The following is a 24,826-nucleotide window of genomic DNA, read 5'->3' on the forward strand; positions in this document are numbered from 1 at the left end:
TAAAACGGCAGTTTCGGCTGTGCGGCTGGCTGGTATCAGAATAACTGTCTGCCCGCCTCGGACGGGCAGGTTTCGTACATACGGAGGATGGAATGGGAACAGAAGATACGGAAGTGACCGGTGAGTACGGGGCGGACCAGATCCAGATCCTGGAAGGGCTTGAGGCGGTCAGGAAGAGACCTGGCATGTACATCGGTTCGACTTCGGCGAGAGGCCTGCATCACCTCGTCTATGAGATTGTGGACAATTCGGTCGATGAGGCGCTTGCCGGCTACTGCACGCATATCCGCGTCATCATCCATCCGGATAATTCGGTCACGGTAACGGATGACGGGCGCGGCATCCCGGTCGGGATCAATTCGAAGACCGGCAAGCCGGCTGTGGAGGTTGTCTTCACGGTGCTTCATGCCGGCGGAAAGTTTGGCGGCGGCGGATACAAGGTATCCGGCGGCCTCCACGGTGTCGGAGCATCTGTTGTGAATGCACTTTCCACTTATCTCGAGGTGGAGGTCTTCCATGAAGGCAAGATCTATTACCAGCGATATGAGAGGGGCAGGGCTGTCAGCAGCCTGAAGGTTGTGGGAGAATGCGAGCCGGACAAGAGAGGGACGAAGGTGACCTTTCTGCCGGACAAGGAGGTCTTTGAGACAACGGTCTTTGATTTCGACACGCTCAAGCAGAGACTTCGGGAGGTTGCATTCCTGACAAAGGGACTTCGCATTACGCTCACGGACGAGCGGGAGAATCCGCCGAAGGAGCGGTCTTTCCATTATGAGGGCGGAATCCGGGAGTTTGTTCAGTATCTGAACAAGGGGAAGACGCCGCTTTACCCGGATGTCATCGACTGTGAGGGCATGAAGGATGGCGTCTATGTCGAGGTTGCCTTCCAGCACAACGACGGGTACAACGAATCGGTCTATTCATTTGTCAACAATATCATCACGCCGGAGGGCGGCACGCATATGACAGGTTTCCGGAACGCGCTGACCAAGACGTTCAACGATTATGCGCGCTCCATGAAGCTGCTCAAGGACAGTGCGGAGAATCTGACCGGAGATGATATCCGGGAGGGGCTGACAGCGGTCATCTCCATCAAGATTTCAGAGCCGCAGTTTGAGGGACAGACCAAGCAGAAGCTTGGCAATTCCGAGGCAAGAGGGGCGGTTGAGAGCCTTCTCTCCGAAAAGCTTTCGATCTATCTGGAACAGCATCCGCAGGTCGGAAAGCTGATTGTCGAGAAGTCTGTGATGGCGCAGAGGGCCAGGGACGCGGCCAGGAAGGCGAGAGACCTGACGAGAAGAAAGTCTGCGCTTGATGGGATGTCACTCCCGGGAAAGCTTGCGGACTGCACGGATAAGGATCCGAAGAATTGTGAGATCTTTCTGGTCGAGGGAGATTCCGCAGGAGGCTCCGCCAAGACGGCGCGTGCGCGTGCGACGCAGGCCATTCTTCCGCTCAGAGGAAAGATCCTCAACGTCGAAAAAGCAAGACTGGACCGTGTTCTGGGCAATGCAGAGATCAAGGCGATGATCACGGCATTCGGCTGCGGGATCCATGAGGATTTCGATATTACAAAGCTTCGCTATGACCGGATCATCATCATGACCGATGCCGATGTCGACGGAGCCCACATCGCGACGCTTCTGCTGACCTTCTTCTATCGCTTTATGCCGGAGCTGATCAAACAGGGGCATGTCTACCTGGCGACGCCTCCGCTGTATAAGCTCGAGAAGAACCAGAAGGTCTGGTATGCCTACACAGACGAGGAGCTGGCAGATATTATCAGTCAGGTCGGGCGTGACCAGAACAACAAGATTCAGCGTTACAAGGGACTGGGAGAGATGGATCCGGAGCAGCTGTGGGAGACCACGATGGATCCGTCAAAGCGCATTCTCAAGCAGGTATCCATGGACGATGACGATGAGTCTTCTGTGGATGTGACATTTACAACCCTGATGGGCGACCAGGTCGAACCCAGGCGGGAGTTTATCGAGGAAAATGCAAAGCGCGTCGGCAATCTGGACGTATAAGAGATAGAAACAGGGAGATAGCATGGACGAGAAAGTATTCGACCAGATCAGGGAAGTGGATCTTCAGAAGACGATGGAGGAGTCCTACATCATGTATTCGATGTCGGTCATCGCCTCCAGGGCGCTTCCGGATGTGAGGGACGGTCTGAAACCTGTGCAACGGCGTATCCTGTATGCGATGATTGAGCTGAACAACGGACCCGACAAGCCGCACAGAAAGTGCGCGCGTATCGTCGGTGATACAATGGGTAAGTTCCATCCGCACGGGGATTCCTCGATCTACGGAGCCCTGGTCAACATGGCTCAGGAGTGGTCCATGCGGTATCCGCTGGTGGACGGCCATGGGAATTTCGGATCTGTGGACGGAGACGGAGCGGCAGCCATGCGTTATACAGAGGCTCGGCTCTCGAAGATCTCGATGCAGATGCTGGCCGATATCAACAAGGATACGGTTGACTTTGTGCCGAACTTCGATGAGACGGAGAAAGAGCCGACGATTCTGCCTGCCCGCTTTCCGAATCTTCTTGTGAATGGCACCACCGGTATTGCCGTCGGCATGGCGACGAACATTCCGCCGCACAATCTGAAGGAAGTAATCGGTGCCTGCGTAAAGATGATCGATAATCGTGTGGAGGAGAACCGTGAGACCTCCATTGATGAAGTGATGAAGATCATCAAGGGACCTGATTTTCCGACAGGGGCGGAGATCCTCGGGACAAGAGGCATCAGCGAGGCTTACCGGACGGGCCGGGGCAAGATCATTGTGCGCGCAGTCACAAATATCGAGACGATGCCGAGCGGAAAGAGCAAGATCATCGTCACAGAGCTTCCGTATCTTGTGAACAAAGCACGTTTGATCGAGAAGATCGCGGAGCTTGTCAGGGACAAACGGATTGATGGAATTACCGGTATCACAGATGAGTCTTCAAGGGAGGGAATGCGGATTTCAATCGATATCCGCAAGGACGCCAATCCGAATGTTGTGCTGAACAGGCTGTACATGCATACGCAGCTTCAGGATACATTCGGCGTCATCATGCTGGCGCTTGTGGACGGCAAACCGAAGGTTCTGAACCTTGCCGAGATCCTCCAGTACTATCTGAAACACCAGGAGGATGTTGTCACCAGAAGGACGAAGTATGATCTGAACAAGGCAAAGGAGCGGGCTCATATTTTAAAAGGCCTGCTGATTGCACTTGACAACATCGATGAAGTGATCCGGATCATCCGCGGAAGCGAGAGCGTCGCGCTTGCAAAAGCAGAATTGATGAAGCGGTTTGGTCTGGACGATGTTCAGGCACAGGCGATTGTGGATATGCGTCTGCGTACGCTGACAGGTCTGGAAAGAAGCAAGATTGAGGAAGAGTATGCTTCCCTGATGAAGCTGATTGAGCGGCTGACGGCGATTTTGTCCGACAAAAAGGAGCTGCTTGGCGTGATCAGAAAAGAGCTGCTTGAAATCTCTGAAAAATTCGGGGATGAGAGGAGGACGAAGATCGGCTTCGCTCCGGACGATATGGGCATCGAGGATCTGATCGAACGCCGGGACGTCGTTATCACGATGACGAAGCTGGGCTATATCAAGCGGATGAGCAATGACAACTTCCGCAGCCAGAACAGAGGCGGAAGAGGGATCAAGGGCATCGAGACGTTGAAGGACGACTACATTGATCAGCTTCTGATGACCGATACACATGCGGACCTGATGTTCTTTACGAATAAGGGCCGTGTCTTCCGTCTGAAGACCTACGAGATTCCGGAGGCGGGCAGAACCGCAAGGGGAACCGCAATCATCAACCTGCTCCAGCTTCAGCCGGAGGAGAAGGTATCGGCTGTGATTCCGGTCGGCTCCGATGAGGAGGTCGGGCCGGATGCCACGCTTGTGATGGCGACCAGAAAGGGCATCATCAAGCGGACATCCGTCTCCGAGTACAGCAATGTCCGGAAGAACGGCCTGACGGCCATCATTCTGAGAGATGATGACGAGCTGATCAATGTTATGGCGACTGATAACCGGCAGGATATTCTGCTGGTGACGAAATATGGAGCCTGCATTCGTTTTCAGGAAGGGGATGCGCGCCTGACCGGGAGAGTATCGATGGGTGTGCGCGGCATTACCCTTCAGGATGGAGATGAAGTGGTCGGAATGCTGACGGCGTCGGAGGCACCGTACATGCTGACCGTTTCCGGAAAGGGAATGGGAAAGCTGACGGATATCAATGAGTTTTCTCCGCAGATTCGCGGCGGAAAAGGCGTCAAGTGTTATAAGATTACCGGTAAAACCGGCGATGTCGTGGCTGCGATGGCGGTGAATACGGATGATGAGATCATGATGATCAATTCGGATGGTGTCATCATCAGAATGAGCTGCAGTGACATATCCGTTCTGGGAAGAATCACCTCCGGGGTGAAGCTGATGAACCTTGGAGATAACGAGCAAGTCGTGTCGGTCGCAAAAGTGCGGGAGACCTCGAAGGATGAGACGGAGTCCATGGAGGAGATACAGTCCGGTGAATCCGGGAACTCCGACTCCGAAGAACAGCCGGATCAGACACTGTAAAAGGGCAGGGCATCGATGAGAAAAAAATGGGTGGCCGCGGGCTTTCTTCTGCTGAGTGTGGCAGTGCTTTCATCCTGCGGGAGGGTGAAAGAATACTTTGTAGGACCACAATATGATGATACAGAGACAGCTGAAGATGTGCTGTTTACGGATACCTGGCAGACAGAGATCGGGACGGAGTCCGGAACAGAGACCGGAGACAACCCGGACGATGATCTGGTGGAGAGTCCGGAAAGTGAATCTGAGGTCAGTGAGATCATCCAGGAAAGCAGCGATCCCAGGATATCAGACCGCAGTGAATCAGGACAGCTGCAGGAGACAATAAAAGGTCATCAGTCCAATCCGGTGAAAAGTCTTCTGTCAGAAACAGAGGAGGATCAGCTTCCCGGAGAAGGCAGTCGGACAGATGATAGGACGGGTCCGTTCTCGTCAACGATGGATGCCATTCAGAAACGGGAGACTTCCGGTGAAAAATGGGCGCTTGCATATGAGGATCTGAACGGCAAAGACACATATGGATACAGAGAAAACGAGAAGATGCAGTCCGCCAGTGTCATCAAGCTTTTCATCATGGGGGCGGTCTACCGATATATATGCTATCCTGAGAAAACCGATCCGGTCATCAATTTCGGGGAAAGCTACAGCGGACAGCTGAGGGATGTGATTGAGAAGATGATCACGGTCAGCGACAACGATGCTGCGAACCGGCTTGTTGAGGCACTGGGACAGGGAGATTTCGATGCAGGAAAGAAGCGGGTAAACCAGTTCTGCAGGGAGGAAGGATACACAAACACCTCGCTTGGCAGAAGGTTTATGGCTGCGGATCTTTCCGAGGGTGACAATTATACATCTGCTGCAGATGTTAGAAAGTTTTACCTGGATCTGTATGAAGGGAAGCTTGTGAACGAGGAAGCTTCCGCCAAGATGCTCGACATCCTGAAGAAACAGACGCTGACATCCAAGATTCCGGCCGGTCTTCCGGAGGGCTATTCTTCCGGAAACAAGACGGGAGAGATGCCGGACGGGTACGGGCTCGGGTGTATTGAGAATGACTCCGCGATTGTATTTGCTCCGGAGACGGAAGGTGAAAAGACGTCACCCGGCTATATCCTCGTTGTATTGTCCAATGATCTGAATGGAGAAAATGAGCAGGCGCAGGCACAGATCAGGGATCTGTCTGAGAAGGTGGCCTCGTGGTATCAGTCCGGAGACAGAAATGAAACCTCCGTTCAGTAATGAACCAGGCGCCGGCGCCGGAGGAGTGCTATGGGATTTCGCACATCGCTCGCGATCGCATCCGCAAAGCTTCTGAGCTTTGCCTGCAGGGTCGCTGGAAAACAGGGGGTCACGATGGCCGGAAAGCTGGCCATGAAGATTGACCCGGGTATATTGAAGAAGCTGTCCGCCCAGGTGAGGGGTGAGATCATTGTCACCTGCGGGACGAATGGCAAGACGACCACAAACAATCTGATCTGCTCTGCATATGAGGCGGAGGGAAGAAAGGTTGTCTGCAATCACACCGGATCCAACATGCTGATGGGCGTGGCGGCTGCGTTTGTGCTGGCATCGAGGGTATCGGGAAGGCTGGATGCAGACAATGCGGTCATTGAAGTCGACGAAGCCTCCGCAAAGCGGGTCTTTCCTCATATGAAGCCGGATTATATGGTTCTGACGAATCTGTTCCGTGACCAGCTGGACCGCTACGGAGAGATCGATATCACGATGAACCTTCTGAAGGAAGCCATGGATATGGCACCGGATATGACCATCATCGTCAATGCCGACGACTCGCTGAGCAGCTATCTGGCGCTTGAAAGCGGTCACAAGGTTGTGACATACGGCATATCCGAGCAGGTCTTTCACAGAGAAGATGACCATGAGATCCGGGAAGGCCAGTTCTGCAAGAAATGCGGGCATCGTCTGGTCTATGACTTCTATCATTTTAGTCAGCTGGGCGTCTACCATTGCCCGCACTGTGGATTCAGGCGGCCGGATGTGGACTTCGACGCCTGCCACATCGGCCTGAAGGGCGGTCTTTCCTTTGACGTCGTACAGCGCGCTGTGACGGGGGAAGGGAAGCTGCCGCTGCGGCATATTGAGGCTTCCTACAGAGGCTTTTACAATATCTACAATATTCTGGCCTGCTATGCGGCGGTCAGAACCTGCGGTTTGAAGACGGATCACTTCGATGAGATGCTGAAGAAGTACAGACCGGAGTTCGGGCGGAATGAACTGTTTCGGATCGGAGGGTCGACGGTTCTGCTGAACCTTGCGAAGAATCCCGCCGGTTTCAACCAGAATATATCTTCCGTCATGGAGGATGAAAGTCCGAAGGATCTGATCATTGTCATCAACGACAACGCACAGGACGGAACAGATATCTCCTGGTTGTGGGATGTCGATTTCGACCGGTTTGCGGATCAGAGCATACGTTCCATCACAGTCTCCGGGCTGAGATGTCAGGATATGCGGCTCCGTCTGAAGTATGTCGGAATCCATGCCGATCTTGAGGCGGACGTTCGGACCGCCATAGAAAAGCGGCTGAAGGACGGCTGCGGAAATCTGTATGTACTGGTCAACTACACGGCGCTCTACAGTACGCATAAAATTCTCGGGGAGATGGAAGGCCGAAGGGAGGGTGCAAGATGAAGCTTACAATCGGCCACCTGTATCCGGATCTTCTGAACCTGTACGGGGACAGGGGGAATATTCAGTGCCTGAAGATGCGTCTTTTGTGGCGCGGGTTCGATGTGGAAGTCCGGCGGTTCTGCATCGATGACAGGGTGGATTTTTCGGATCTTGACATCGTTCTGCTCGGAGGCGGATCCGACCGGGAACAGATGATTGTCTGCAGGAAGCTCCAGCAGATTCAGAAAGATTTCAGGGATTACGTCGAGGACGGCGGAACAACGATTGCAGTCTGCGGCGGCTATCAGCTGCTCGGCCATTATTACAACACACCACAGGGGAAGATGGAAGGTCTGCACCTGGCAGATCTGTATACGGAGCAGGGGTCCCCGAGGCTGATATCCAATATTGTTCTGAAGAATGACCGTTATCCGTATCCGGTTGTCGGGTTTGAAAACCATGGCGGCAGAACACATCTGGGGGAGGGTGTGAAGCCGTTTGGAAGGGTCGTCTTCGGCTATGGAAACAATGGCAGGGACCATGAGGAGGGTGTTATATACCGGAATGTGATCGGAACCTACCTTCATGGGCCTCTATTGCCGAAGAATCCGCACGTCTGCGATGACCTGCTGCTGCGGGCGCTGAGAAGACGAGGATATGAGGGGACGCTTCAGCCTCTCGACGATCATGAGGAGAGAGAGGCAAACGCGTATATCGTTAAGCGGTTTGCGGGCTCATCTGATTCATAAGGGGATATACATGAAAGCAAAGTGGATCAAGCAGATTACAGTCTTTGTTCTTTCCGCCATACTGGCCGCGGGGTCCGGAACAGCCGGACTGACCTATGCAGAAGATGCCACTGTTGTGACCGATGACAATGCAGGATCGGATGTCACAGACGATCAGGCGGCTTCGGATGGTGTCTCAGACGGATCTTCGGATCCTGTCGTCAGCGACGACAGCGGAGACAGTCAGGACAGTTCGGAGGAGGAGTTTATTCCGGACGAATACTATGAGCCGGTCCAGACCAATGATATCTCGGGCTGGCCGCAGGGTGAGGCCATCCAGGCTTCAGCCGGTATCGTCATGGATCTGGACACGGGTGCGATCGTGTATGCAAAAAACATACAGAGAAAGCTCTACCCTGCTTCAATTACAAAGATTCTGACGGCGCTCCTGACGCTCGAGCATGCGAACCTGGATGATATGATCACCTGTACGTCGGCTGTCTATGACCTGGATGACAATGCGTCCAACATCGCGCTGCAGGAGGGAGAACAGATATCCGTCCGGGATGCACTGTATGCGCTGATGCTGGAGTCTGCAAACGATGCGGCGAACGCGCTTGCCGTTCATGTCTCAGGTTCAGTCAGTGCATTTGCAGATCTGATGAATCAGAAGGCGCAGGAACTTGGCTGCACGGTGAGCCATTTTGTAAATCCCAGCGGTCTGCCGAACGACGATCATTACACCTGTGCGCGTGATTTCGCGCTGATCGCAGCTGCAGCCTATGACAATGAAAACTTTCGGAAACTGATCGCCACGAAGGAGTATGAGATCAAGCCGACCAACATGACGGCGGACGCCAGGGTCTTTGCCAATCATCACAAGATGATCCAGACGGACAGCGATTATTATGATGATGTGTGTACAGGCGGAAAGACTGGATTTACGGAGAGCGCCTGGAATACCCTTGTTACCTTCGGCGAGAAGGATGGAAAGCGGTTTGTCTGTGTTCTTCTTCATGGCAACGGAGCACCGCAGAATTACCGGGAGACAACCGATCTTCTGAAATATGGGTTTGACCAGTTCACGCACATTCAGGCGGATACTCAGAAGGCGGAAACAACTCTGGCGGACGCAATGGGTGTTCATTACCTTGGAGCCGGCGCGGATCTGGAATCACCGGAGCTGGCCCAGAAGATTGCCGACGTCAAGGGCTCCGGGATGGTGACGGTTCCGGCAGGGACAGACAAAACGGCAGTGGAGACATCGCAGTTCAAAGGAGCCGACGGCACCAATACACTCGCTGGTGAGTATGGGACAATCTGCGGACAGCCAGCCGATATTCAGCCCACGGAAGGAGCCGTTTACTATACGCTGGGCGGATGGCCCGTCGGGAGCCGCTGTGTTTCGGTGAGCCCGGTGAACCTGAAGCTGACAAGTTCCTGGCAGGCCAGTGCCAGTGTCACGCTGAAGGCGGACGAAGGGGAGACGGGAGACAAGCAGGAGGCTGCCCAGCTGACCAATGAAAAGGTATGGCAGAATGTCAGCAGCTACGTCCAGAATCTGGATCAGAGACGTCTGAGTTTCTGGGAAGCGCACAGAACAGCAATCATTCTCTCGGTCGGGACGATCCTGCTGGTTGTACTGCTGCTGATCCTGATTTTTCTGGTTCGTTCCACACGGAACTTCCGTCTGAGAAAGAAGATGCACCAGGCACAGGAGGAAGCCCGGAGGAAAGAACAGGAGATCGAGGAGAAGACGACGGCTGAGATTGAGGAGGAGCTGCGCCAGGCAATGAAGAAGCAGTAAACAAAAAGCAGGCTATGTTCTGAAAGGATTCGAAAATGAAATGGGTAGCGCCCATCAAGGATGAGGTGTCAATTCAGCGCATCTGCAGTGAACTGGAAAAAATCGATCAAAAGTATCTGGTTCTGTTTCTCGTAGGGATCGGGACAGGCCTTCAGCTTCAGGAAATCCTGAATCTGAGGGTTCGGGATGTCAGAGGAAAAGACTTCATCACATCATCGATCGGGACACGAGACGTGAAGCGCGCATTTTATATCCCTGCTGATCTGAGAACGGTGATCGATGATTTCACCAAAGGAAAAGACGAGGAAGGGTACCTGATCTGCGGGTATGGAAAGCGCACATCGCAGCCGCTCTCCAGAGAGCAGGCCTACCGGGTTTTGAAACAGGCTGGAGACAAGGCAGGCCAGCCGGAGCTCTGCGCGGCGACGATGCGGAAAACATTCGCCTGGCGGTATTACAGAAGGACAGGAGACATCTACTATATTCAGGATCTGATGAATCACAGTTCTCCTTCTGTGACATATCGCTTCATTGGCATCCAGCCGAACCATGAGATCGGCATCCAGCGGAAATCACCGCAGGAAAATGCGCGTGCCCGCAGCCGTCTGTATGAAGGCGGATCCGGAATGCACCATATTGAGCGGATCCGGAATGAACTGTATAAAATCGAGGAGGAAATGCAGAGCCCGAAGAATCCGGATGTCTGGTTCGGAAAGGTCGAAAGCCTCCTCTCATCCATCGACACACTTCTGGACGAATTCAGGGAAGTGTGAAAGCGCTGTGCGCCGCACGTCTTGTCCGCCGTTTCTGCTGGACCGATTCCTTCCTGCGGCGTACTTTTTCATATTCTTCATCCGTAATCGGGCGGATGGTTTTGATGACAAACCATTCGCCGTCCGTGTTCTGACGAATTCTGATCTTTCCCTTCACAAGCCCGTGCTCCGGACAGATGGCGACGGACAGGTAATTTTTCCCATTCTCAGAGAACCAGCGGATCTTTCTTCGGAGCTTCCTTGCGCAGACCGGGCAGCAGGTGGAGATCACGACAGGATCCTTCATCACATCATCCCGGTTTTTGAATGATCTTGAGATAAACTTGCGATAGGTGCCGTAATTGACATAGATTTCATCCCTGCGGCACCTTGGCGTGATGTAGGTATCGATGGAGGTGTATTCCTCCACCGTCTGCCGGGGGAGCTTCCGGAGAACCTCAGCTGTATAGACAGCGTCGGAGAAGGCATCATGGAAGGCCTCATCCTGCGGAAGGTTCAGATACTGGACAGCCCATTTCAGAGATCGCCGCTCCTTGTGGTCCTCATACACATAGGAAAAAATCTTCTGAACATCACGGAAGAAAAGGGGAAACGGGAACGGCCAGCTTTCAGGAAGATTTTTCTGCTGAATGTGCCAGGAGACATTCCGCTCGAGCTCTGTCAGATCCCCGGGGCCCCATGTACAGAACACGGGATCCTCCCCGCACCAGGCAAGAAAATCGGTAAAGACCTCCGGAAATGAGCGCTTTCCGATAAAATCCGCCTCTGTCATATGAATGACGCTGCGTGTGCAGTGATGAAGGGTCTTGTACAGGACAGGGCGGATGATCTCATGAAATTCATCCTGTCTGCAGAAGCTTTCGTCCATCCGGACAGCACCGATTTCGATGATCTCAAACGGAAGCCTCGGGTCTTCCCTGCGCTTTCCCGCAGGACACTGATTCCATTCAAGATCAAGGACAATATAGTTCATTGTAAAAACTCCCTGGTAATCGTTTTTTCGTACGCCGGCCATTCTGCGGAAAACGCCTGTTCAGAAGCCCGGACTGTTACAGTATACGGTACTGTGGAGTTGATGGCAATGTATATGAAAATGCGGCGATTCGTCATTTTGTTTATGAAATAAGGTACTATTTCGTCAATTCATACATGAATAAAAAGAACGCCTGTTTTCTTTGGATGGAAACACAACAGCATCGCTGAAAAATTGTGTTACTCGTCAATAGCTAAAATATTTGAGGCGCGATATACTGGGGTCATCGCTTGGGGAGTATTCTGAGCGGGGGATTACAAGGTGAATCATTGATCAGTGTTTTTCTCATAGAAAGTGGGAGGTTATCTATGGCAAGCTTATCACTTGAGCATATCAACAAGGTTTATCCGAACGGGTTCCAGGCTGTGAAGGATTTTAATCTTGATATCGCCGACAAGGAGTTCATCATCTTCGTCGGGCCATCCGGATGCGGAAAGTCTACGACGCTTCGTATGATTGCAGGGCTTGAGGAAATCTCCTCCGGTACGCTGAAGATCGACGGCAAGGTCATGAATGATGTCGAGCCGAAGGATCGTGATATTGCAATGGTCTTCCAGAGCTATGCTCTGTATCCGCATATGACCGTTTATGACAACATGGCATTCTCTCTGAAGCTGAGAAAGGTACCGAAGGATGAGATCGACAGAAAGGTCAGAGATGCTGCAAAGATCCTTGACCTTGAGAAGCTGCTTGACAGAAAGCCGAAGGCTCTTTCCGGCGGACAGAGACAGCGTGTCGCAATGGGACGTGCAATTGTCCGTAACCCGAAGGTCTTCCTGATGGATGAGCCGCTCTCCAACCTGGATGCAAAGCTTCGTGTTCAGATGAGAACCGAGATCTCCAAGCTGCATCAGAGACTGGGCGCAACCATCATCTATGTCACACATGACCAGACAGAGGCTATGACCCTTGGTACCAGAATCGTCGTCATGAAGGATGGCGTTGTGCAGCAGGTTGATACACCGCAGAACCTGTACAACAAGCCGTCGAACCTGTTCACGGCAGGATTCATCGGATCTCCGCAGATGAACTTCCTTGACGCAAAGGTTCTTCCGAACGGCGATCTTGACCTTGGCGCAGCAGGAAAGGTTCATCTTCCGGCTGAGAAGGCGAAGAAGGTTGTGGATGGCGGATATGTCGGAAAGACGGTTGTCCTTGGTATCCGTCCGGAGCACCTAGATGATGATCCGGAGCTTGTCGCAAAGTGCGACTCCACCATCAAGGCAAAGATCGAGGTCTATGAGCTGCTCGGCGCAGAAGTATTCCTGTACTTCACCGTCAATGGCGCAAACATGACCGCACGCGTCAATCCGAGAACGGAAGCAAGAACCGGAAGCGAAGTAACCTTCGGTATCGAGACTTCCAAGATTCACGTATTTGACAAGGAGACCGAGCAGGTGATCACAAACTGATCGGTTCTGCCTGACAAGTTGAATATCTGATAAGGCAGGGAGGCTTTCCATCCGGGAAGCCTCCCTTTTTTGAACGGATGCATGCATGAACGATGAGCGCGAAGACATCCTGCGGATCAGGACTGCCGTGTGACGGGTATCATGATGCGGGGGAATCCTGCAGTGCTTGCAACAGGACAAAAAACCGTGTAAACTCGAGGAAACGGTGGAAATATGGCCGGTCAGGCTGAATTCATACAGAAGAGCGTTATGGTTTAGAGCAGGGAGATATCTATGATTTCAAATCAGATTATCAAGTCGTCGATCGAGAAGCTGAAGGAGATCACGAAGATTGATTTCTCGGTGCGCGGGACGGATGGGTCTGTTGCGGCATCTACGCAGGGAAGCGAGGATGTCGATGCCGCGACGGTCAGACAGTTTGCCTCATCCCCGGCAGACAGTCAGGAAGTTCAGGGACACCATTTCTTCAAGGTCATGGGAGAAGAGGATCAGACAGAATATATCCTGATCGCGAGAGGCGCAGGTGAGGATGTCCATATGATCGGGCGCATCTGTGTCAGTCAGCTCCAGGATCTGGTGATGGCTTACAGGGAACGCTTTGACAAGTCAAACTTTATCCAGAATCTTCTTCTGGACAACCTGCTTCTGGTCGATATCTACAACCGCGCGAAGAAACTTCACATTGTCAGCGAGCGCAGCCGGGTTGTCTTTATCATCGAGACGAGGCACGAGAAGGATACCGAGTCGATGGAGGTTCTGCGGAACATGTTCTCCGATGAGGAAGGGCACTTCATCACGGAAGTCGACGAAAAGAGCATCATCCTGGTGCAGGAGCTTGAGGCAGGCGGCGATAACTATGAGGACATCGAGCAGACAGCCAACTCCATCCGGGATACGCTGAATACCGAAGCCATGACGGATGTACGTGTGGCGGCGGGCACGATCATCCATGATATTTCCCAGGTCTCCCGCTCATACAAGGAAGCCCGGATGGCGCTGAATGTAGGAAAAATCTTCTACAGTGCCGAGCGGGTTCACATGTACAACAAGCTTGGCATTGGTCGCCTGATCTATCAGTTGCCGGAGAGTCTCTGCCGGATGTTCATCAAAGAGGTATTTACCAAACAGCAGCCGGATACATTTGACGAGGAGACGCTGCAGACCATCAACATGTTCTTTGACAACAGCCTGAACGTTTCCGAGACGGCACGCCAGCTCTTTGTCCACCGCAATACCCTGGTCTACCGGCTGGAGAAGCTGGACAAGTCCACGGGTCTTGACATCCGGAAGTTCGATGATGCGCTGACCTTCAAGATTGCGCTCATGGTGGAGAGCTATCTGCATTATCTGGACAGCACAGCCTCATGAGGTGAAGGTGGAGATGAATGCTGCCGGCTTCGGATCCGCATGAGGGAAGGGAATGCGGAATGCATCGCAGAACGACAGGTTCCGGCGTGTGTATATCTGCATCGGACACACATTTTGAACTGTTTCCGTCAGGGAGAGTGAAATCCTTGACGGAAATTTTATTTTCATGTACATTCTGTGTCGTATCAACAACCATACAGATTTTGCTTTTCTCTTATTCAGAGGTGGCGGAGGTACATAGGACCTGTGAAACCACGGCAACCCCCCGCGGGGAAGGTGCCAACCTGAGCGAGGAAACTCGAACAATAAGGGGATTTGACATGTACTCAGATCCGCCTATGGCGGATTTTTTACTGTGTATGTTCGGCTGCAATGAACCTGGACGTGGTGAGACCGCTCACTCATTGTTCAGGCAGGCTGCGGATCGCCGCAGCGCGCGAACAGAAGCAGGAGGTGCTTCCGGCTATGTCCGGACAGCCTTAGGGAGAGTAAGGAAAAGCAAAGCATTCAGCAGATCGAGTGGTCGATCAGAAAGAGAGTCAAGATGGAAAAGCACCTTTTTACTTCCGAGTCCGTCACTGAGGGACATCCGGATAAGATGTGCGACCAGATTTCGGACGCGATTCTGGACGCACTGATGGAACAGGACCCGATGAGCCGTGTTGCCTGCGAGACCGCCTGCACGACAGGTGTTGTGTTTGTCATGGGTGAAATCACGACGAAGGCTTATGTCGATATCCAGAAGATTGTCCGTGATACCGTTCGTGAGATCGGTTACACAAGAGGCAAGTATGGATTTGACGCAGACACCTGCGCTGTCATCACTGCGATTGATGAGCAGTCTCCGGACATCGCGATGGGCGTCAACAAGTCTCTGGAAGTCAAAGAGAACAAGATGACCGATGATGAGCTGGAGCAGATCGGTGCCGGCGACCAGGGGATGATGTTCGGGTATGCCTGCAATGAGACACCGGAGTACATGCCGTTCGCAATTTCCACCGCGCACAAGCTTTGCCGCCAGCTGACGAAGGTCCGCAAGGATGGAACCCTGAAGTATCTTCGTCCGGATGGAAAGAGCCAGGTTACGGTCGAGTACGACGATGACAAGATTGCGAGAATCGACGCAGTTGTCATTTCCACACAGCATGATCCGGATGTCACGCAGGAGCAGATTCACAAGGATGTGCGCAAGTACGTCATCGACCCGATTCTTCCGCAGAATCTTGTGGATGAGAACACCAAGTACTTCATCAATCCGACCGGCCGCTTCGTTGTCGGCGGACCGCACGGGGATTCCGGTCTGACCGGCCGCAAGATCATCGTCGACACCTATGGTGGAGCTGCAAGACACGGCGGCGGAGCATTCTCCGGGAAGGACTGCACGAAGGTTGACCGTTCTGCAGCATATGCGGCGCGCTATGTTGCGAAGAACATCGTGGCCGCAGGCCTTGCAGACAAGTGTGAGATTCAGCTGTCCTATGCAATCGGTGTCGCACAGCCGACCTCCGTCATGGTGGATACCTTCGGAACCGGCAAACTTGCAGATGACAAGCTGACCGATATCGTGCGCGAGAATTTTGATCTTCGTCCGGCAGGAATCATCAAGATGCTGGATCTGCGCAGACCGATCTACAAGCAGACCGCTGCGTACGGACACTTTGGCCGCGATGATCTGGATCTTCCGTGGGAGAAGCTCGACAAGGTCGATGATCTGAAAAAGTATCTCGGCTGATTGAACTGTACAATTCAGGGGTCGGACAGTGTCCGGCCCCTTTCATTTTACGGATAGACAGTCAGACGGCAGGCAAATACAAGCAGGTATCTATGGAAATATTGTATGAGGACGATGACATCATTGTCGTGAACAAAGAATCCGGTCTTCCGGTTCAGGCGGGGACAGCTTCCCGGAAGGATCTCATTTCGATTCTGAAAAACCATCTTTGCGCCGAAAAAGGACAGGCTGCGCCGGGTGCGGAGGAACCCTATCTTGGAATCGTCCACAGGCTTGACCAGCCCGTCGAGGGACTTGTCGTTTTCGCGAAGACACCTCAGGCGGCCAGTGAACTGAGCCGTCAGGTTCAGGCAAAGGCGAATGCAAATAAGACACAGACGGGGGAGGGCGCATATACGGATATGCGCAAGGTCTACCAGGCTGTCGTGCTGCTGAAGGACCGCGCTTCCTGTGACAAGGTGAAGCGTTCGGAGCACTCTGTGACGGTTCTTCAGAATTATCTGAAAAGAAACTTTGCCAGAAATACCACAGAGATCGTGCCGAATCCGTCAAAGGATGCGAAATGGTCGGAGCTGACCTTCCGCACACTGAAGATCTGGCCGTCAGATACGGCATGGGAAGGACGGGCACTCCTTGAAATTCATCTCCATACCGGGCGGCATCACCAGATCCGGGTTCAGCTTGCGGGGGCTGGTCTTCCGATCGACGGGGATCGGAAGTACGGACCGGCCGGGTTGTATTATGACTACAATTTGAAGCTGTGTGCGGCGAGCCTGCAGTTCAGGCATCCGACGACGCACCAGAAAATGAAATTTTCCATCACGCCATCCTTTCTGAAGGAGGACGAACATTCAACCGGTTGCGCACAATCAATAAAAATGGTAAGATAAAGCGGTTCCAGAGAGATTCCTGAGGTTGTTCAATGCAGCAGAAAAGAGAAGTGAAAACGCTTCTCGCCGAGAGCTTCAAGGAACTTGCGCTTGAGAAGCCGGTTGAGAAGATTACCATTAAGGAGATCACAGACCGCGCCGGCGTGATCCGCGTCACATTTTATAATCATTTTCAGGATAAGTATGAGCTCCTTGAGTGGATCTGCAGGGAGGAGGTCCTTGCGCCTGTCCGTATCCTGCTTGGAAACAATATGCAGCGGGAGGCTGTCACCTTCATCTTCACGGCAATTCTGAAGAATAAGGAATTTTACAGCCATGTGGCAAGGACGAAGGGACAGAATTCCTTCGAGAGCATTGTTCAGAACCTGGTTTCAGAGACGATCAATGGTTATTTTCTGAGCAACCATGTCGGCAAGTCGAGAAAGTATTCCTGGCTGACGCCAAAGTGGATCGCCGACTATTACGCGCAGAGTCTGACATTTGTCCTGATGGGATGGATTGAGCGTGGGATGACAATCCCGCCGGAGGATATGGTGGACATGTACTCCTTCATTGCGAGCCACTCCATGATGGATCTTCCGCAGGATATCTGAGATACATCGTATATCCTGTATGCGGAGGCGTGCTGTACAGCGAATCATCTCGAATGCAGCACACAGCAGACGTTAGCTTTACATGCATTTGCAAACTGATAAGGTAGAAACGACACTTTTGTAGAAGTGTCGTTTTTTATTTACACTTGTAATGTTTTGGATATTTCACCTGTAAGGCTGGCTGACTATGCTGTAACTCGATAGAAACAAGCCGGTTGTAGAAGATACCTGCCAGTACAGAGGAGTGTGAATGAAGGGTATGAAGAAAAAGAACAAATTCGGTTGGGCGGTCGTGCAGTCGCGATTCGTGATTCTGATTGCCGCCTTTATCCTGCTGATCCCTTCGGTGATCGGTTACCTGGGCACAAAGACGAACTATGATATGCTCAGCTACCTGCCGGACAGCTTTGAGACCATGAAGGGGCAGTCCATCATGGAGGATGAGTTCGGGACAGGTGGTTTTTCGTTCATCATGGTACAGGACATGCCATTCAAGGATGTCGCTGCGATGAAGAAAAAGATGGAGAAGGTCGACCATGTCAAGAAGGTTCTCTGGTATGATGACTTTGCGGACATCTCCATCCCGGTCGAGGTTCTTCCGGATAAAATCAGGGATGCGTTCTACCAGGAAGACAAGAATGAGACGCTTCTGATGGTCGTCCTGAAAACGGGAACCTCATCAGATGAGTCAGGTGACGCGATTGAAGCGCTTCGGAAGATTGCGAAGAAGCAGTGCTTTATCAGCGGTATGACAGCGGGCCTGATCGATACAAAGGCACTGGCAGATAAGGAAGCACCGGTTTACGTGATTCTCGCCGTCATTTTGTGTCTGATCGTCCTCCAGCTGACAATGGACTCCTTCCTGGCACCGCTGCTTTTCCTGGTATCCATCGGAATGGCAGTCCTCTACAACATGGGAACCAACTGGATCTTCGGAAAGATCTCCTATGTCACAAAGGCACTGGCTGCAGTCCTTCAGCTTGGTGTGACGCTGGATTACTCCATCTTCCTCTGGCATTCCTATATCGAACAGAGAGACCGCCATCCGGACGATCCGAAGCACGCGATGGCAACCGCCATCAAGGCGACCTTGTCATCGGTCATCGGATCCTCCATCACGACGGTTGCAGGGTTCCTGGCGATGTGCTTCATGACATACCGTCTTGGCATCAACCTCGGGCTTGTCATGGCGAAGGGTGTCCTGTTCGGTGTCGCGACAGTTGTCACGGTGCTTCCGGCCCTGATCCTGGTGCTGGACAAGCCTCTCCAGAAGACGCGGCACAAGGCGATTATACCGAATTTCAAGTGGATTCCGGACTGGGTGCAGAAGTATTATCCGATTCTTCTGGTTGTGTTTGGCCTCATCTGGCTCCCGGCAGCCTATGGGCAGAGCCATACGAACGTCTACTATGATCTGGCGAGGACACTCCCGAAGAGTCTTCCTTCTGTCCAGGCGAACACAAAGCTGGAAGACGATTTTGACATGAGTACCACGGAAATGGTTCTCGCGCCGCAGTCTGTCAGCCGCAAGGACATGGAGCAGATGGAGAAGAAGATCCGGGATCTGGACGGCGTCACGGCTGTACTCGGAATCGACAACATTGTCGGCTCCCAGCTTCCCGAGGAAATGATTCCGACCGAGCTATGGGATACGTTCAACAGCAAGAACTGGCGGATGTTCATTATTATGTCGAACTACAAGCTCGCTTCCGATGAGGTGAACCAGCAGTGCGACCAGATTCAGAAGATCATCAAGGGCTATGACAAGAACTGCATGCTGGTCGGTGAGGCGCCCTGCACAAAGGATCTGATTGAGACAACGAACACAGACTTCACGGTTGTCAACTGGACATCCATTGCAATGGTTGCCGTGATCATCTTCTTCGTCCTGCAGTCTGTATCGCTTCCGGTGATCCTGGTCGCAGCCATTGAGTTCGCCATCTTCATCAACATGTCGATTCCGTTCTTCATGCACCAGACGCTGCCGTTCATCGCTTCGATTGTCATCGGCACCATTCAGCTGGGCTCGACGGTCGACTACGCGATCCTGATGACAACACGATATAAGTTTGAGCGTTCTACCGGAAAGAGCAGAAAGGAATCTGTCTATATCGCACACCGGACGAGCATCAACTCCATTCTCGTATCGGCGCTGAGTTTCTTCGGGGCGACATTCGGTGTCAGCCTGTACTCGAAGATTGACATGATCAGCTCGCTCTGCACGCTGCTGGCGCGCGGCGCTCTGATCTCGATGGTAACGGTTGTCTTCATCCTGCCGGCGCTTCTGTACGCGTGCGACGGACTGATCGTCCACACAAGCCTTGGATTTCTTCCAAAGAAAGGGAAGAAAGAAAAGGCAGCGGGTGCGGCATCAGGAGAAGAGAAACCTGCGAAAGAAACCTGACAGGCTGGATTTGTGGCGGCTTGAGTGATGATGACTTGATTTAACGTGAAGAGGGGATGAAACACTATGAAGGGACTTTATAAGGGAACGTTCAGAAAACTTCTGGCTGCGATGACAGCCCTGGGGCTGACGCTGACAGGTGTCGTGTCCGCATCGGCTTCGGGCGGATCGCAGAAGGCAAAGGGTGAGACGGAGATTCTGTCCGAGACAGAGGCTGAGGGCGGCAGTGAAACGGAGAGCGAGGGAACTTCATCCGGAAAGACAAAGGATGACAGTGACGGAGCCGAGAAGGATGAGACGGTTTACATCTTCACAGATGCCAGCGGCAATCAGAAGTCTCTGCTTGTCAGCGACTGGTTGAAGAATCTCAAAAAGGATGACAGCCTGAAGGACTTCTCCGATCTGACCGGTATCGAGAACGTAAAAGGTGACGAGACCTTCACACAGAACGGACAGAACCTGACCTGGGCAGCGGGTGGCAATGATATCTATTACCAGGGCAATTCCGACAAGAAGGCTCCGGTTGGGGTAAAGATCACCTACACGCTCGATGGAAAGCAGATCGACCCGAAGAATCTGGCAGGAAAGAGCGGGCATCTGAAGATTCATTTTGAATATACGAACAATGAGACGAAGACGGAGACAGTGGACGGGAAGAAGATTACCGTCAAGGTTCCGTTCGGTGTGATGTCCGGCCTTCTTCTGACAGAAGGCAGCGCGTCCAATGTGACGGTCTCGAGCGGCAAGGTCATCCAGGAAGGCGACAGCACAGCAGTCGTGGGACTTGCATTTCCGGGACTGAGGGAGAGCCTGGCACTCTCTGATGACAAAGATCTCGATATCGATGATTCCAAGATTCCGGAGTCCATCGATGTGGAGGCGGATGTCACGGACTTCAGCATGGACATGAACATGACGATTGTCATGGACGATGTGCTCGACAGCGTGCTGGACGAGTTCGATGAGGGAAGCTCGTTTGACAAGGTTCAGGATCAGGTCTCAGACCTCAAGGATGCGTCGAAGAAGCTGGTGGACGGCACCTCTGACCTGTATGATGGAACAAATGACCTGAAGGATGGCACCTCAGACCTGAAGGATGGCACCTCCAAGCTGAAGGATGGCGCCGGGGATCTGGAGGATGGAGCAGGCGATCTGAAGGATGGTCTGTCGGAGTACACGGACGGCGTCTCCCAGGTCTATGACGGAACAAAGAAGCTGAAGAGCGGAACCTCCCAGCTGAAGAGCGGGGCGTCCAGCCTGGCAGACGGAACCGGAGAGCTTCAGGATGGAGCTGTCAGTCTGAGAAATGGAGCAAAGCAGCTGAAGGATGGCGCGAAGGCGCTGTCTTCAGGCGCTTCCAGCGCAAACAGCGGTGCCGCGAGGCTGGAGAGCGGCGCACAGGCGCTCAGTACCGGCGCAAAGCAGGCAGACAGCGGCGCAGCCGCTCTGAAGAGCGGGGCGGCGCAGCTTTCTGATGGAGCAGACCAGCTCAAGGACGGAACCAAGAAGCTTTCAGCCGGCGCGGCAGACCTCAAGAGCGGAACCGATAAGGCAGCAGCCGGAGCGGCACAGCTGGCGGCGGGATTGGAGAAGGGCGTAGCAGGTGCGAAGGAGCTGAATAAGGCTGTAACTAATGTAGACCTAAAGCAGGAAACATCCCAACTGAAGTGGATCATCGATAAGCTAGAGAGTGTGGACAATCAGAAAGCGCAGGACCTTGTCAAACAATTATCGCAGCTGACAGGTGTGTTGGAAAAGAATCCTGAACTCATTTCTGCAAAAAGCTTACAAGACTATTGTATAAAATCTGGGATTACCGAGGATCAACTACAGCAGTTCATGGTTGCCGGTATAGCGAATAATGTCGCAAAAAAGAGTGCGAAGGGTGATCCAGCACTGGAAAGCCAGATTACAGCACAGATCTTGCAGACGCTTCAGCAGTCTGGTACTTCAGGAGCAGGTGTACCAACAAAATCTGATCAGAATGTAAACAGGAATGATAATGTTACTCCGGGTGGTAAAAACAACAGTCACACAACGACATCATCTAATAGAGATAGTGGAGAAACCAGCAAGCTGTCAGGCAACACAGAAGATACAGTTTCTGAGGAAACGAAAGACAATGCTGTATCAGAATCAACGGTAAATACAGCATTGAGTGCTCCGAATGCAGATAACGTACCTGAAGAGCAGAAGAGTGAGCTGCAATCCGGTGCTGCCGAGGAAAGTGTTCCTGCTGTATCTGATCAAAACGTTACAGCAGAAAAAACGGACGGTACGTTATCCTCATCTGCGTCTGATGAAGATACAACAGAACAGAAAGTCAAGATTGACGACAGTGCGGCATCTGAGGCTGCACAAAATGCAGACAGCGCAGCAGAGCAGTCTTCAGATCAGGCTAAGGGAGCAGACAGTGCAGCCGAGAGTGCAAAGTCAGCGACAGATTCAGCAGAGGCAGCAGCAACCGCTGCTTCGAATGCCTATACAGAGGCAGAATCTGCTTATTCACCGATGGTATCAAAGCTTGTATCAGCGATGAATATCCCGGTCCTGAGCGGACACATTGCGGACGTGAATGGTGCAGTCGGAACCGCTCGGTCTGTAGCGGGGAGCTATGAGTCTGCTCAGAATAGTTATAAAACAGCAGCATCGGATTATGATACGGCAATCCAGTCCTATCAGGCAGCAATTGCATCCTATCAGGATACGATCAAGCAGTATCAGGAGGCCGTAATGGCGTATCAGGAGCTTCTGAAAGCTTCTGGAACGTCGAGTTCACAGGCGGATGAAAATGCACATAAACAGGCACAGGATGCAGCATCTGAAGATGTAAAGGTAGAAGAATCCACGCAGGGTGTTGTCGAAAAGCAGGCTGAATCTGTGCAGACAGTTGCATCTGAACAGAAACAGGAAGAGAGTGATTCGACACAAGAGACGGGGCAGCCGACGAATACGTCTGATGAGAATGAATATGCAGCGGAGGACGACGCCAACCTTGCGAATAGTGAAAATACGGATGATATCGTTAAAAATGCGGTGGAATCTACGAGTGAAGAATTGAAAAGAGTTCAAAACGATGCAAGAACCGCGCCTGAGGCAAACCAGCAGGTTGTGGATTGGTATACAAAAGCAGGAATGAACTATCTTGCCGCTGCTTATCCTCAGAAGTATCGTGATCTGGCACAGCTAACACAGACAGATCAGATCAATGCCATGAAGCCAGTTATTCTTGCTGTCGCTGGTGTTCAGAACGAAGATAGCGTTAAATCTATTCAAATAAAGCTGAGCGCGCTGCAGGAAGAATTGAACGGTGTGACGCCTCAGAACAAGAATGTTCTGATTAATAAGTTAACGGCACTGAAGACAAACATTGAGAAACTTCCGGCTCTAAGCAGTGGCGTTTATCAGTTAGCGAATGGCTTCAATAACGCAGCAAATGGCGCGTCTTCTCTCAGCAGCGGCCTCCAATCTCTTCAGTCTGGCGCAGGCCGGGTGTCGGCTGGCGCAGGCAGTCTGGATGATGCTGCCGGCAAGATCAAGACGGGGGCCAGCGCGCTTGCAAGTGGTGCTTCTTCCCTGAAGACGGGAACATCCCAGCTCTCATCCGGTGCATCGACACTTTACAGTGGGACCAGCCAGCTCCACAGTGGAACCAGCCAGCTCGCGTCGGGGGCTTCACAGCTCTATGATGGAACGAGTGATCTTCATAAGGGATCCAGAACACTGGTTGCCGGTACGGTTGCTGTGAATAATGGAGCCAAGAAGCTTTCAAGCGGCGCTTCCGAGCTAGACAGTGGTGTTTCGGATGCGAAGAAGGGTGTCAAGAAGCTTGTGGACAACAATGACAAGCTGAACAGCGGCGCTTCTGATCTTTATGATGGAACCAAACAGCTGAAAGACGGTGCAGATGATCTGGACGATGGCGCAAAGAAGCTGGATGATGGTGCTTCAGATCTGAACGATGGTGCGAAAGAGCTGAAGGACGGCATGAAGAAATTCAATGACGAAGGAATTCAGAAGATTGTTGACCTCTTCGACGGAGATATCAAGGACCTTGCCGACAGAATGAAAGCACTCAGGAGTGCTGGTAAGAGCTACGACAGCTTCTCCGGAATCAGCGATGATATGAAGGGATCCGTGAAATTCATTATCCGGAGTGATTCAATCAAGAAGGACGATTCCGGATCATCAGATGAAGAGCCGTCCACAGAAGCAGACTGACCATATTGCTTCTGCATCATTACAGATGAAGGGAAGGAGAGAGAGCAGGCCTCATGACGGGTCTGCTCTTTCCTTATGTTGCCGGTGAAATGGGATTTTGCGGCCTACGTGCTGATGCCATCAATATACGGGATAATGAAAGGAATACCGGAATCTGTATGGCAGACAGACAAAAGCTTAGAAAACATTACGAAATGGTTGAAACGCCTTGATTTTCATTTGACAAAGGGGTTTGATTTGAATAGAATAATCATGTTCTACCCCGTAAGATGCGTAAGAGCGTCGGAGGGGAAGACAATAATAGATGAATAGAGAGATCTATTCAGGCTCGGAGAAATACTCAAGAGGCTGAAGAGGCGCCCCTGCTAAGGGTGTAGGTCGGGTTTAACCGGCGCGAGGGTTCAAATCCCTCTTTCTCCGCTATCATATGGATTCAGAAAAAACGTTTTGAAACAATAAAAAAGTTGTTGACAAGCAATTGACTGAGTGATATGATATCAAAGTTGCCGCTGAGAAACAAAAGCGACAAACAGAGCACCTTGATAACTGAACAGTGAAACAACCTTGAAAGTTCTGAAAAGTTTTATTTAAGGAACTGACCTTTAAACAGTAAAAGGGATAAGAGATGTCAGTAACATCTTTGATCC

The 24,826-nt window shown here is 52.1% G+C and carries 15 protein-coding genes, 1 tRNA gene and 1 riboswitch; of the genes, 15 read left to right on the forward strand and 1 reads right to left on the reverse strand.

What is annotated here, in order from left to right:
* Positions 1–92: 92 nt before the first annotated feature.
* From gyrB to ACTQ1N_RS05190, 7 genes are read left to right on the forward strand one after another with little or no spacing between them, the layout of a single operon-like run.
* Entirely contained in the window at positions 93–2,030 is a 1,938-nt protein-coding gene (gyrB, locus tag ACTQ1N_RS05160; RefSeq protein WP_441955285.1) for a DNA topoisomerase (ATP-hydrolyzing) subunit B, read from the forward strand.
* Positions 2,031–2,052: 22 nt separating this feature from the next.
* Positions 2,053–4,590: a DNA gyrase subunit A gene (gene gyrA, locus ACTQ1N_RS05165; RefSeq protein ID WP_441955287.1), complete on the forward strand. Its 2,538-nt coding sequence runs from the start codon at positions 2,053–2,055 to the stop codon at positions 4,588–4,590.
* A 15-nt stretch (positions 4,591–4,605) separates the two neighbouring features.
* A complete protein-coding gene (locus ACTQ1N_RS05170; protein ID WP_441955289.1) occupies positions 4,606–5,826 on the forward strand; it encodes a serine hydrolase in 1,221 nt (406 codons plus the stop codon).
* A 30-nt stretch (positions 5,827–5,856) separates the two neighbouring features.
* Complete coding sequence (locus ACTQ1N_RS05175; protein ID WP_441955291.1) at positions 5,857–7,239, forward strand: MurT ligase domain-containing protein; 1,383 nt, start codon at positions 5,857–5,859, stop codon at positions 7,237–7,239.
* Positions 7,236–7,967 (forward strand): type 1 glutamine amidotransferase, encoded by a 732-nt coding sequence (locus ACTQ1N_RS05180; protein ID WP_441955293.1) that lies wholly within the window; start codon positions 7,236–7,238, stop codon positions 7,965–7,967. The genes ACTQ1N_RS05175 and ACTQ1N_RS05180 overlap by 4 nt, the downstream gene beginning before the upstream one ends.
* Before the next feature lie 10 nt (positions 7,968–7,977).
* Positions 7,978–9,753, forward strand: a complete 1,776-nt coding sequence (locus ACTQ1N_RS05185; protein ID WP_441955295.1) for a serine hydrolase — start codon at positions 7,978–7,980, stop codon at positions 9,751–9,753.
* Between the two features lie 35 nt (positions 9,754–9,788).
* A complete protein-coding gene (locus tag ACTQ1N_RS05190) occupies positions 9,789–10,526 on the forward strand; it encodes a tyrosine-type recombinase/integrase (RefSeq protein ID WP_441955297.1) in 738 nt (245 codons plus the stop codon).
* Here the strand turns inward: ACTQ1N_RS05190 and ACTQ1N_RS05195 are convergent.
* Positions 10,513–11,499 carry an exonuclease domain-containing protein gene (locus tag ACTQ1N_RS05195; RefSeq protein ID WP_441955299.1) on the reverse strand — a complete coding sequence of 329 codons (987 nt, stop codon included), beginning with the start codon at positions 11,497–11,499 and terminating at the stop codon, positions 10,513–10,515. The two genes, ACTQ1N_RS05190 and ACTQ1N_RS05195, sit on opposite strands and share 14 nt — an antisense overlap.
* 368 nt (positions 11,500–11,867) lie before the next feature.
* Here ACTQ1N_RS05195 and ACTQ1N_RS05200 point away from each other — a divergent pair, with 368 nt between their 5' ends.
* The 8 genes from ACTQ1N_RS05200 (at position 11,868) to ACTQ1N_RS05235 (ending at position 24,599) form a co-directional block, all read left to right on the forward strand.
* A complete protein-coding gene (locus tag ACTQ1N_RS05200) occupies positions 11,868–12,971 on the forward strand; it encodes an ABC transporter ATP-binding protein (protein WP_441955301.1) in 1,104 nt (367 codons plus the stop codon).
* Positions 12,972–13,244: 273 nt separating this feature from the next.
* The gene (locus ACTQ1N_RS05205) at positions 13,245–14,339 is read left to right on the forward strand and encodes a PucR family transcriptional regulator (RefSeq protein WP_441955303.1); all 1,095 of its coding nucleotides are present in this window, start codon (positions 13,245–13,247) and stop codon (positions 14,337–14,339) included.
* Between the two features lie 211 nt (positions 14,340–14,550).
* Positions 14,551–14,651: riboswitch (SAM riboswitch) on the forward strand.
* A 232-nt stretch (positions 14,652–14,883) separates the two neighbouring features.
* Positions 14,884–16,071 (forward strand): methionine adenosyltransferase, encoded by a 1,188-nt coding sequence (metK, locus tag ACTQ1N_RS05210; RefSeq protein WP_441955305.1) that lies wholly within the window; start codon positions 14,884–14,886, stop codon positions 16,069–16,071.
* A gap of 92 nt (positions 16,072–16,163) precedes the next feature.
* Complete coding sequence (locus ACTQ1N_RS05215) at positions 16,164–16,961, forward strand: RluA family pseudouridine synthase (protein WP_441955307.1); 798 nt, start codon at positions 16,164–16,166, stop codon at positions 16,959–16,961.
* A gap of 32 nt (positions 16,962–16,993) precedes the next feature.
* Entirely contained in the window at positions 16,994–17,554 is a 561-nt protein-coding gene (locus tag ACTQ1N_RS05220; RefSeq protein ID WP_321049606.1) for a TetR/AcrR family transcriptional regulator C-terminal domain-containing protein, read from the forward strand.
* Between the two features lie 250 nt (positions 17,555–17,804).
* Positions 17,805–19,958, forward strand: coding sequence for an efflux RND transporter permease subunit (locus ACTQ1N_RS05225; RefSeq protein ID WP_441955309.1), 2,154 nt, complete (start codon positions 17,805–17,807; stop codon positions 19,956–19,958).
* Between the two features lie 66 nt (positions 19,959–20,024).
* Positions 20,025–24,179 carry a hypothetical protein gene (locus ACTQ1N_RS05230; protein ID WP_441955311.1) on the forward strand — a complete coding sequence of 1,385 codons (4,155 nt, stop codon included), beginning with the start codon at positions 20,025–20,027 and terminating at the stop codon, positions 24,177–24,179.
* A gap of 330 nt (positions 24,180–24,509) precedes the next feature.
* Positions 24,510–24,599 (forward strand) — tRNA-Ser (locus tag ACTQ1N_RS05235).
* The last annotated feature ends 227 nt before the right edge of the window (positions 24,600–24,826 follow it).

The organism is Porcincola sp. LCP21S3_C12, from assembly GCF_052118625.1.
Lineage (GTDB): Bacteria > Bacillota > Clostridia > Lachnospirales > Lachnospiraceae > Porcincola.